This window comes from Cytobacillus praedii, assembly GCF_001439605.1.
GTDB lineage: Bacteria > Bacillota > Bacilli > Bacillales > Cytobacillaceae > Cytobacillus > Cytobacillus praedii.
The window spans coordinates 134,692-145,757 of the sequence record NZ_LMBX01000013.1; the positions used below are offsets into that span (position 1 = coordinate 134,692).

Annotated in this window: 9 protein-coding genes; 6 read left to right on the forward strand and 3 right to left on the reverse strand. The window is 36.5% G+C overall.

The features are described 5' to 3' along the window. Window positions 1-106 precede the first annotated feature (106 nt). Window positions 107-430, reverse strand: coding sequence for a hypothetical protein (locus ASU02_RS15015; protein WP_057765011.1), 324 nt, complete (start codon window positions 428-430; stop codon window positions 107-109). A gap of 198 nt (window positions 431-628) precedes the next feature. Here ASU02_RS15015 and ASU02_RS15020 point away from each other — a divergent pair, with 198 nt between their 5' ends. After that, window positions 629-2,296: a methyl-accepting chemotaxis protein gene (locus ASU02_RS15020; protein ID WP_232426263.1), complete on the forward strand. Its 1,668-nt coding sequence runs from the start codon at window positions 629-631 to the stop codon at window positions 2,294-2,296. Between the two features lie 38 nt (window positions 2,297-2,334). On the opposite strand, the gene ASU02_RS15025 is transcribed toward ASU02_RS15020, so the two are convergent. Further along, the gene (locus tag ASU02_RS15025; RefSeq protein ID WP_057765014.1) at window positions 2,335-3,105 is read right to left on the reverse strand and encodes a DUF1189 domain-containing protein; all 771 of its coding nucleotides are present in this window, start codon (window positions 3,103-3,105) and stop codon (window positions 2,335-2,337) included. Between the two features lie 255 nt (window positions 3,106-3,360). Here ASU02_RS15025 and ASU02_RS15030 point away from each other — a divergent pair, with 255 nt between their 5' ends. Together ASU02_RS15030 and ASU02_RS15035 are read left to right on the forward strand one after the other, a co-directional pair. Beyond that, on the forward strand, window positions 3,361-4,968 hold the full coding sequence (locus tag ASU02_RS15030) for a Na/Pi cotransporter family protein (RefSeq protein ID WP_408607278.1): 1,608 nt from the start codon (window positions 3,361-3,363) through the stop codon (window positions 4,966-4,968). A gap of 69 nt (window positions 4,969-5,037) precedes the next feature. Then, window positions 5,038-5,520 carry a DUF456 domain-containing protein gene (locus ASU02_RS15035; protein WP_057765018.1) on the forward strand — a complete coding sequence of 161 codons (483 nt, stop codon included), beginning with the start codon at window positions 5,038-5,040 and terminating at the stop codon, window positions 5,518-5,520. A gap of 55 nt (window positions 5,521-5,575) precedes the next feature. Here ASU02_RS15035 and ASU02_RS15040 read toward each other — a convergent pair whose 3' ends face one another. Beyond that, a complete protein-coding gene (locus tag ASU02_RS15040) occupies window positions 5,576-6,271 on the reverse strand; it encodes a Crp/Fnr family transcriptional regulator (RefSeq protein WP_057765020.1) in 696 nt (231 codons plus the stop codon). A gap of 392 nt (window positions 6,272-6,663) precedes the next feature. On the opposite strand from ASU02_RS15040, the gene ASU02_RS15045 reads away from it, so the two are divergent. From ASU02_RS15045 to ASU02_RS15055, 3 genes are all read left to right on the forward strand, one after another. Further along, entirely contained in the window at window positions 6,664-7,272 is a 609-nt protein-coding gene (locus ASU02_RS15045; protein WP_057765022.1) for a superoxide dismutase, read from the forward strand. Window positions 7,273-7,397: 125 nt separating this feature from the next. After that, window positions 7,398-8,615, forward strand: a complete 1,218-nt coding sequence (locus ASU02_RS15050) for an MFS transporter (RefSeq protein ID WP_057765024.1) — start codon at window positions 7,398-7,400, stop codon at window positions 8,613-8,615. Between the two features lie 136 nt (window positions 8,616-8,751). Further along, the gene (locus ASU02_RS15055) at window positions 8,752-10,908 is read left to right on the forward strand and encodes a peptidoglycan D,D-transpeptidase FtsI family protein (protein WP_057765026.1); all 2,157 of its coding nucleotides are present in this window, start codon (window positions 8,752-8,754) and stop codon (window positions 10,906-10,908) included. Window positions 10,909-11,066: the final 158 nt, after the last annotated feature.

Here is an 11,066-nt window from a genome sequence, read left to right on the forward strand (position 1 = left end):
GCTCCTTTAATTTACAGTTAATTATTAAATACAATCCACTTTCATATTGTATCAATGAATCAATCAAATTGACAAGAATGATGGTTTATCCAATAAAGGGAACTTTTTAGTTTTTGCTGCTATATATAGGAAACTTGTACGTTTTTCCATACTTCAGTTCTTCAGGTTTTAAGCCATTATTTAAATTTGAAAAGTCAGTAATTACATCAGTCATGCTAACAGGGAGGGGACCATTCATTTTTTGTTCAATAATGGAAAGGACAGTTTCCCCTGGGGCGACTTTTTTTTCAAAAAAGGATTCAGCAGTATTCGTCAAAGAGGTCACCTCGACTGTTTGTTCATCACCAGCTGGTAAGGTCCCCTTGCTTAAGTCGTAATAAATAACAAAAATTGTTAGTGCTGCTAATAGTAGTGCGACTAATCGTTTCATATTGGTCAAACCTCCGGAATAAGTAGCTTGCATATCCCATATGTATGCTTGGCCAATAAAGAGTAGAACAAAACTGTAAACAAGTTTACGAAAATCTTACCAGTCATTTACATTTCCTTAATATTCCTTTGTCATAATGTAGGTAGAAAGTCGGAATATCTACATATATAAAGAGACTGGAAAGGCAGGAATCATATTTTGCTGAAAAGTTTATCGCTTCAAACAAAATTATTAGTTATGATTTTGGGCTTGCTGCTGCTGACGGTTTCAATCGTTGCGTATATTTCATACGGGAAGTCTAAGGATACCGCGATAAAATTAATGGAACAGCGTTTGAATAAAGAGGTCGCAGCCATTTATGATATTGCTCAAAATGTGATGCTTATTTATGTCGGTCAGGAGGAGAAGTTTTATAAAAAAATGGATCAGGTCATTAAAAGCCAGGATGCTGATCTAGCACAGGATGGGTTCAAAGGGAATTATTTTTTAGTGAATGACAAAGGAGCGATTCCTTTTCAAATAAGCAAGAATGCAACGATTGATTTTACAGAAGAAATCCTTAAGAAAATAAGGGAAAAGCAAAATGGCTTGCTCCATCAGAAAATAAATGGGGAGCTTTTTACCCTTTCCTTTCATTCGGTTCAAGAATTAAAAGGAATATATGTCATTGCAATTCCTCAAAAACAATACTTGCAAGAAATAAATGAGATGGCGAAATACATATTTATTGTTGCATTTATTAGCCTTATCCTAACATCTGCCATTCTTATTCTAATGGTAAGAAGTTTAACCAATCCTCTTATTAGGTTAAGAGAAGTCATGAAAGAAGCAAGGAATGGAAATTTAGACGTCCGAATCGAAACGAATACATCCACACCTGAAATTACTTCACTTGTGAAGAGCTTTAATGCGATGATCAGCCAAATGAGTACACTTTTATATGAAATTTCATCGACCACAAAGGATTTATCAATAACAGGGAATGAACTGAGAAATAGTTCAGGACAAGTATTGAAGGAAAATGAACAGCTGATGAATACCATCCAAGTGGTTAAACGAGGAGCTGAACAAACAGCCGTAAGTTCTGAAGACAGTATCAATATGTTTCAAGAAATGAACAGTTCACTCAGTAATATTTTTGCTCAAATGAAGGCTGTTATGGCAAAAGTTCTGACAATGAATCATTCAGCTTATGAGGGTGAAAAGAATGTGGGGAACTTAATCTCTACATTTAATCGCTTTGAAATCGAATTTAAGGATGTAGCTTCCTCCGTCCAGGCTGTCAAGGATCACTCAGAATCAATTGCAAATGTGGTTATGATTATTCAGCAAATTGCAGAGCAAACGAAGCTTCTAGCTTTAAATGCGGCGATAGAAGCGGCAAGGGCAGGAGAATCAGGAAAAGGCTTTGCTGTTGTTGCCAATGAAGTAAAGAATCTAGCTGAACAATCGTCGAATGCAGCGAGTGAAATAAAGAGCACAATTGGCAGGATGGAATCTATTTCAGTTAAGGCGTCCAATGAATTTGCTGAAATGATGAATAACTTCCAATCACATGCCAAAACAGCATCGGCCAGCAAGGAGTCTTTTGATCAATTAATGCTTGAAATTGCAATGGTTAGCAAGATGATTGAAAAAGCTCAAGGGGAGTTAACTGGCCTGAATCTCTTATTGCCAAAAATAGAATCTGCTACGGAGAATTATGTTTCTGTATCTCAAGAAACGCTAGCAAGTGCAGAACAGATGATGAAAGCATCAGAAAGGCAAATGGACAAAATGAAGCAAAGTCATGAAGCAGGAGAAAGACTGACTGATTTATCTCAATCACTTTCTATGTTAAATGCGGAATTTCGATACGTTAAATAAAGAGAATACATAAAGAAAAACGCGCAGATTTGCGCGTTTTATTTTTTCTCTAACCTTGGAATTTCCTTTATGACTAATAATAAAATGATCAATGCAACAAACCAATTAATGATTGCCCCATTAGGCACTAGTGTTCTTAAACTATCCATAATTGTAAAGAAAACGGTAGGAAGTGTAACGCTATATGCTGCAACTCTCCAAGTGTGGCGATATTGCATATTTACTTCCATAAGCTTTTGTATTAAAAGCCCGATTAAAGCTAGAAATGAAATCTCGATAAATTTCATACCGGCGGCAACAATATAAATAACCACAGCAATAAGTGGAGTGATAATGGGTAATGAAGATTCAACAGAAGCTAAAAGAGTCTCCAAATCATCATTTGTTAATGTGAAATCTTGGACCATAGAATAAGAGAAGGATTGAGTTTGTCCGCCCGCTATTATTAAAGCTTCATTCTTTAATAAGGCAATCGTGTTATTACTATTAGATACTTCCTTGTGGCCAACAGTTCCAGTTGGGTCAAAGAGAATGGTGAAATCTTCTTTATTAATAATTTTTGGAGCATCAAGATCTGCTTGCAGTTCACCGTTTTCAATAATAAATGAAGGGAGTTCTGTTTTAACGCTATTTTGTATGGCATCCATCCCATTTATTAATGCTGTACTGAAATAAATCAGTGAGGGAATAATGGATAGAAAAGTTAGAAAAAATACATACAATATCGTTTTACCGATTCCTTGAAAACGATATTGTGCAATATCCTTCGGTGAATAAAGACTTTTTATAAACTGCTTAAAAATATTCATTTGGACACACCCTTAATAGAATTCATTCTTTATTCTACCCGCATAAAAACATCTATACAAGTAATAGAAATTCACTGCTCATTTACATGAATGTAACACAATTGTAATATAAGGGGTGTTTGTTAAGGTATTGTAAATTCAGTTCGAGAAATCTTTACTCTTTATTCATCTTCATTAATAATTGTATGGAGTTTGATGAAATATGTCGAATATAGATATAGGGGTTGGAGAAGAGTGGAATTGAATATTCAGCAAATGATTTTTGAATTTCTTGGAGGCCTTGGAATTTTTCTATATGGAATTAAAACAATGGGCGACGGTCTTCAGAAATCGGCTGGTGATCGTTTAAGGGATTTACTTGATCGATTCACAACGAATCCTGTAATGGGAGTATTTGCGGGAATGCTTGTGACAATCCTAATACAAAGCAGCTCTGCAACAACGGTTATAACCGTTGGTTTAGTTAGTGCAGGATTTATGACACTTCGCCAAGCAATTGGTGTGATTATGGGTGCAAATATTGGAACAACGGTAACTGCATTTATTATTGGTATTGATGTGGGTGCATATGCTTTGCCTATTATAGCATTAGGAGCAGTCCTGCTTTTCTTCTTTAAAAGCCAAAAAATACATAATATCGGCCAAATTGTCTTTGGTTTTGGTGCTCTATTTTATGGATTAGAGCTAATGAGTGGCGGTATGAAGCCACTAAGGACACTAGAAGCTTTTCATGAGCTGACACTGAATATGAGTCAAAATCCTATTCTAGGTGTAATTGTTGGGACAGTATTTACGGTTATCGTCCAAAGCTCCAGTGCAACGATTGGAATTCTTCAAGGCCTGTTTTCTGAACAGCTTATTGATATACATGCGGCATTACCGGTTCTGTTTGGAGACAACATTGGGACAACAATCACAGCAGTATTAGCAGCGATTGGCACATCTGTTGCTGCCAAAAGAGCAGCAGCGGTCCATGTTTTATTTAACTTAATCGGTACAACCATTTTCTTGATTCTTCTAAAACCATTTACATTATTAATTGAATGGATCCAGACTGGCATGGGGCTGAATCCTGAGATGACAATCGCTTTTGCACATGGGATATTCAACGCGTCTAATACAATTATTCAATTGCCATTTGTTACAGTATTGGCAATCATTGTAACAAAGTTAATTCCTGGTGAAGATGCCGTAATGGAATATAAAGCAAAACATCTTGATCCTGTATTTATCCAGCAATCTCCTTCCATTGCCCTTGGACAAGCTAAGGAAGAAGTGTTAAGAATGGGGCAATTCGCTATTCAAGGTCTTGGTGAAACATGTGAATTTTTAAAGACAAAAAATACAAAACATGCAAGCAATGCCATGCAGTTGGAGGATGCAATTAATAACCTTGATCGAAAAATTACGGATTATTTAATTGAACTCTCGACGAGCTCCCTTACTGCGCATGAATCTGAAGAACATACAATGCTAATGGATACAGTCAGGGATATCGAGCGGATCGGGGATCATTATGAAAATATAATTGAGCTTGCAGAGTACCAACAGGCAAATAAAGTACAAATCTCGGTAAATGCTTCAGCTGATTTGGAGGAAATGTTTCAACTTACGATTTCAACTGTGAAAGAATCAATTCATGCGCTGGATCATAAGGATAGATTAGCAGCCTTAGATGTGGTGAAAAAAGAAGAAGCCATTGATAAAATGGAAAGAAAACTCAGAAAGCAGCATATTCTTCGTTTAAATGAGGGGCTTTGCTCAGCTCAAGCAGGGATTGTTTATGTCGATATCGTTAGTAATCTGGAACGGATTGGCGACCATGCCGTAAATATTGCTGAAGCAATTTTAGGTGAGGAATGATTGAATGAAGGGTATAAGCAAGGAGAGGCATCTCCTTGCTTTATTCATATAAATAAAGGCTGGTGAGTTATGGATACCTTGTATTGGACATTAATTATTTTATTATTTGTGATTGCTTTTATTGGGCTTGTCTATCCGATTATTCCTAGTGTTCTGTTTGTTGCAGGTGGATTTATACTCTACGGGATATTTTATTCCTTTGAACCATTTAATTGGCTATTCTGGGTTATACAAGGCCTCTTTGTCCTATTGTTGTTTGGAGCGGACTATATTACAAATTTAATTGGAGTGAAAAGATTTGGGGGTTCGAAAGCAGGGATTTGGGGGAGTACAATTGGCATCCTAGTGGGTCCCTTTGTCATCCCAGTCTTTGGGATTATCATTGGTCCGTTTTTGGGTGCATTTATAGCAGAGCTAGCTGTCCATAAAAAAGAATGGAAGGAAGCTGCGAAAATTGGATTTGGCTCTGTGATTGGTTTCATCAGCAGTGTAGTAACAAAGGGAGTCATACAAGCTGTGATGATTGTCTATTTTATTTTTGTTGTTTTATAATGTTAGTTTAAATTACAAAGGACCCATATAAATGCAATGGGTCTTTTGTATATAGTTAATTAATGCCACAAATCTCAAAGGGGCAGTTAAGGCAATCCACTTCCTTTTTTAAGTAATTCAGATTTTTAATGGTGAATTTTTGGCGTTCATAGGAAATGATATCCTTATCTCTTAGCTCCTTAAGCATTCGCTGGATGACTTCTCTCGTCCCAAATGTTAAATTTGCTAACTCCTGATGTGTAAGCGGAAAATCAATTAAAATCCCTTCTTCTGTTTTAACCCCATAGCTGTTGCATAGCCGGATTAAAATAGAATACAGCCCGCCTTTTTTTCCGTGAATAATTAAATCCTGACAGATCATTTGCGCCTTTAAATATCTCGTGCTCAGCCATGATGTTAAGTTACTTAATCGTTCAGGGTCCTGTAGGATAAATTCCTCAAACTTTTCTCTTTTTACAATAATCATTTCACAATCAGTAAGCGCCTTAGCGAAAAAGTGATATTTAGGTGCATGTCGAAATAACTGATATTCAATAATGATTTCTTCTCCATTTAATAACTTTAGGATAAATTCTTTTCCATGAATATTCATTCTTCCTATGGAAACTTTTCCTGATAATAATAAGTATACATTGTTCACTTTATCCTTTTCTTGAAAGAGAATCGAACCAGACTTAATTAGTTGAACGGTTTCGTTTTCAATGAAATGCTGGATAAGAAAGCTGTAGAGTGAAAGGCTAAAGTTTTTCATAATTGTCGCTCCTTACAATAACTTATAATGTTGATTTAAAGGAATTAAAGAAAACCTGTCAATGACAGAGTAGGACTTTCTTAAGGGAGTACGAGGATAAATATGACTTAAGTCGTTGACTCATAGGTGCTGGTCAAAATCATGACAATTTAACGAAATATGGAATTCTTGTATGATTTATCAATAAATCGGGAATGGTATATTTGTAATTTGGAAAAATCTAGAGGGTAAGTGATTTTTCCGCTTGTTTTATTTAAGCATTTTCATTGAAAGGATTATCTTATTTTGGTAATCTTATATGGAAAGCCTGAATAATCATTCTAAAATTAGAATGATGGGAATCGAAAAAAAATTCAGAAGGCTTAATTTATTTACATAGGGAGGAATTTATAATGGCATTCGAATTACCGCAATTACCTTATGCTTATGACGCACTAGAACCAAATATCGACAAAGAAACAATGAATATTCACCACACAAAACACCATAACACATACGTGACAAATCTTAATAATGCATTAGAAGGAAACGAAGAGCTTCTTTCTAAATCAGTTGAAGAAGTCATCTCAAATCTTGATGCTGTACCTGAAGCAGCTCGTACGGCTGTCCGCAATAATGGCGGTGGTCATGCAAACCACTCTTTATTCTGGCAAGTCATTTCTCCAAACGGTGGCGGTGAGCCAACTGGAGATTTAGCTGCTGCAATTAACAGCAAATTTGGCAGCTTCGATAGCTTTAAAGAAGAGTTTGCAAAAGCAGCTACTACTCGTTTCGGTTCTGGCTGGGCATGGCTTGCAGTAAACAATGGCGAGCTTGAAGTTACTAGCACACCAAACCAAGATTCACCATTAATGGAAGGAAAGACTCCATTATTAGGTTTAGATGTTTGGGAGCATGCATACTATTTGAAATATCAAAACCGTCGTCCTGAATACATCAATTCTTTCTGGAATGTTGTTAATTGGGATGAAGTATCTAAGCGTTACAGCTCAGCAAAATAATAGATAGTATACAGAAAACACGGCAGATACTTCTGCCGTGTTTTCAATTTGAGTGATTGCGTAAATGTTGAATAAGCGACACCGTTTTGATAAAAACTACCCTTTAGATGAAGGGGAGTTTTTTTATGAGTAAAGTGAAAAAGTTGATCGGAGATGTAGAACTAACAAAGGATTTAGGATTACTGCTATTGATAGGAGGACTCTATTCATTAAGTGTGGCTTTATCGAATACATTTGTGAATATTTATCTATGGAAGCAGTCTGGTGAATTTAAGGATTTAGGATTATATAATCTAACCATTGTAGTCATCCAACCGCTAACCTTTATATTAGCAGGAAGATGGGCAAAGAAAATTGATCGGGTGATTGTATTAAGAATAGGTGTTATATTTTTGGCGGCATTTTATGTAACCGTTTTAGCTGTTGGTACATATGCTTCCAAATTTTTATTGCTTCTTGGTGCATTATTAGGGGTAGGGTATGGCTTTTATTGGCTAGCATTTAATGTGTTAACCTTTGAAATTACCGAACCGGAAAATCGAGATTTTTTTAACGGATTTCTCGGCATTCTTACATCTGTCGGCGGCATGATTGGTCCCATTGCTGCAGGGTTTATTATTTCAAGAATGGAAAAGTTCACTGGATATTCGATCATATTTGGAATATCTCTTGCTCTCTTTTCATTAGCTGTTTTTTTAAGCTTCTTTATTAAGAGGCGGCCAGCCAATGGAAAGTACTGGTTTAAACGAATTATAGCAGAGAGAAAAAACAATATGAATTGGCGGCTCATTACGAATGCTCATTTTTTTCAAGGCCTACGTGAAGGGACTTTTGCCTTCATCATATCTGTTTTTGTATTTATTTCTACAGGAAGTGAAATGGCATTAGGAACATTCGGTCTTGTAAATTCAGGTGTTTCATTTATTACATACTATAGTGTATCAAGGCTATTGAAGAAAAATCAGCGAAAAAAAGCCATACTTATTGGTGGAGTCATTTTATACGCTGCCATTTTTTTAATCATTTTTAATTTAACTTATCCAAAGCTGCTATTTTACGCTGGAATTATTGCTATTGCCTACCCTCTCTTACTCGTTCCTTATATATCCATGACCTACGATGTGATAGGGAAGGGGTGGAATGCTGCTGAAATGAGGATAGAATATATTGTAGTTAGGGAGATTTTTCTGAATTCTGGAAGAGTTGTTTCCATTCTTGCTTTTCTTGGTGTTGTTGTTTTTTTTAATGAAGAAAAAGGGATTCCTATTCTTCTTCTCTCTTTAGGCATCGGTCATCTAATCATTTATTTGTTTATCAGGAAAATTCATTTCCAGTCACCTTAACTAACTGTTTACACATTTCTTTTTAGGGAAATTTTTCTTATCACAATAATGAGTTCTTAATAGAATAATTTATTGTTTTCTTATAGAATAAAGATAAGTGATAAAGTGAACTGGATAAAGGATGTGTAAATAAAAATTGAAACAAAAAAAGAAAAAGAAGAAGTCACATGTACCATTCCGGGTAAATGTCTTATTCTTTATCGTTTTTATGCTGTTTTCGGTATTAATTCTTAGACTTGGATTTGTGCAAATTGTTTATGGAGATGATTATCGACGAGAGATAGAGCGGACAGAAGACATTACAGTGAATAATCCTGTACCTAGAGGAAAAATGCTGGATCGGACTGGTAAGGTAATTGTAGATAATACCCCGCAAAATGCGATTACGTACACCAATAGAGGGGCAAAGCAAGATGAAATGCTAGAAGTTGCGGAAAATCTTGCAAGACTTATTGAAAAAGACACAAGTAAAGTCCAGGAAAGAGATAAAAAAGATTATTGGATTATAAAAAATCCAAAACTTGCAGAAAAAAAGGTATCTGATGAGGAAAAAGATAAATTGAAAGAAAAGCTGGAGGGCAAGGAATTAGACAAAGAAATCTATAAGCTCCAGCTTGATCGAATTACAGAGGAAGAATTAAATGAGTTAACGGCCTTTGATTTAGAAGTTCTTGCGATTTATCGGGATTTTTCAAGTGGATATGCATTAACACCGCAAATGGTAAAAAATAAGGGTGTAACCGATGAAGAATTCGCTGTTGTCAGTGAAAACCTTCAGCTGCTCCCTGGCGTGGATACAACAACAGACTGGGAACGATATTATGCATTTGGGGATACATTGAAGTCTGTTCTTGGCAATGTATCTGATGATGGACTCCCGGCAGAACAGCTTGATTATTATTTAGCACGGGATTATAGCCGTAATGACCGGGTAGGAAAAAGTCAAATCGAGCTGCAATATGAGGATGTACTGCACGGGCAGAAAGCAAAAGTGAAGAACGTTACCGATAAGGCAGGCAATGTTTTAGAAACCATTCCGATTTCAGAAGGAAAAAGAGGGAAAGATCTTGTCTTAAGCATTGATATGGAACTTCAGACGGCTGTTGACAAAATTGTAGAAGAGGAATTAAAAGCGGCAAAGTCTAAATCAGGTACTGCTTTGCTTGACCGCTCCTATGTTGTATTGATGGATCCTCGAACTGGGGAGATTCTCTCTATGGCAGGGAAACGAATAGTTAAAAAAGAAAATGGGGAAAGAGTCATTATGGATGATGCGCTTGGAAATATCCAAACGACTTATAATGTTGGCTCGACAGTTAAGGGTGCGACAATAATGACTGGATTTAACACTGGGGCAATTCGTCCAGGAGATACCTTCTATGACACACCAGTAAAAATTAAGGGAACGCCACCTAAGAAATCTTGGAAAGCTGGACTTGGGACGATGTCAGATATCACTGCCCTTAAATATTCTTCCAACGTTTATATGTTTCATACTGCAATAAAAATTGGTGGCGGCAAATACCAGTATGATCGTCCATTAAAGTTAAACTCAAAGGGCTTTAATACCATTCGTGACTCCTTTGCTCAATATGGTTTAGGGGTTAAAACAGGTATTGATCTTCCAAATGAACAATCTGGCTTTAAAGGAACTGGGACGAAGCCTGGTTTCATGCTTGACTTAGTGATTGGACAGTATGACACGTATTCAAATATGCAGCTTGCACAATACGTTTCCACGATTGCAAATGGCGGAAACCGAATGGAGCCGCATATTGTGAAAGAAATCCGCGAGCCTTTAATGGATAACGGAGAAATTGGACCAATTATCGAGGAAATTGAGCCGAAAGTACTTAACCGCATAGAAGGAAAAGAAGAATGGCTTGACCGTGTACAAGAAGGTTTCCGTCAGGTTGCTCAGGAAAAAGGCGGAACTGCTTATTCCAGCTTTGGCGCGAAAGGAAAAGATTACAATCCCGCTGGAAAAACAGGTACAGCCGAGGCCTTCTATGATGGTCCTGAACGAAGCAAATATGGCAAAGAGCCCCCTGAGGTTATTAATTTAAGCTATGTGGGTTATGCACCTTACGATAATCCAGAAGTCGCAATTGCTGTCTTAGTTCCTTGGGCATATCAAGGCAGTCATGGCCATTATGCGAATAGAAACATTGCTGAACGTGTGTTAGATACGTATTTTGAATTAAAGAAACAAAGACAATCCGGTACAGCCAATACGGATAATTCAACCGAAGATCAGAAAGAAACTGATGGTGAAAAAACGGATCAAGAATAATAAAGATTCTACAGTGAGAGGCTGGGACAAAACCCACCTCTGAAATGAAAAAGCAGGTGGAATTTTACGACGAATAAAATTCCACCTGCTTTGATTATTTTTGCATAAAAAATAAAGACCACTTCTGATAAGATAAAGTTACCACACCAAATCTCAGA

Coding starts and splice junctions, on each gene's coding strand:
- ASU02_RS15030 (WP_408607278.1), top strand. CDS start 3,361: ATGATTTTTGAATTTCTTGGAGGCCTTGGAATTTTTCTATATGGAATT.
- ASU02_RS15040 (WP_057765020.1), bottom strand. CDS start 6,271: ATGAAAAACTTTAGCCTTTCACTCTACAGCTTTCTTATCCAGCATTTC.
- ASU02_RS15050 (WP_057765024.1), top strand. CDS start 7,398: ATGAGTAAAGTGAAAAAGTTGATCGGAGATGTAGAACTAACAAAGGAT.
- ASU02_RS15035 (WP_057765018.1), top strand. CDS start 5,038: ATGGATACCTTGTATTGGACATTAATTATTTTATTATTTGTGATTGCT.
- ASU02_RS15045 (WP_057765022.1), top strand. CDS start 6,664: ATGGCATTCGAATTACCGCAATTACCTTATGCTTATGACGCACTAGAA.
- ASU02_RS15015 (WP_057765011.1), bottom strand. CDS start 430: ATGAAACGATTAGTCGCACTACTATTAGCAGCACTAACAATTTTTGTT.
- ASU02_RS15025 (WP_057765014.1), bottom strand. CDS start 3,105: ATGAATATTTTTAAGCAGTTTATAAAAAGTCTTTATTCACCGAAGGAT.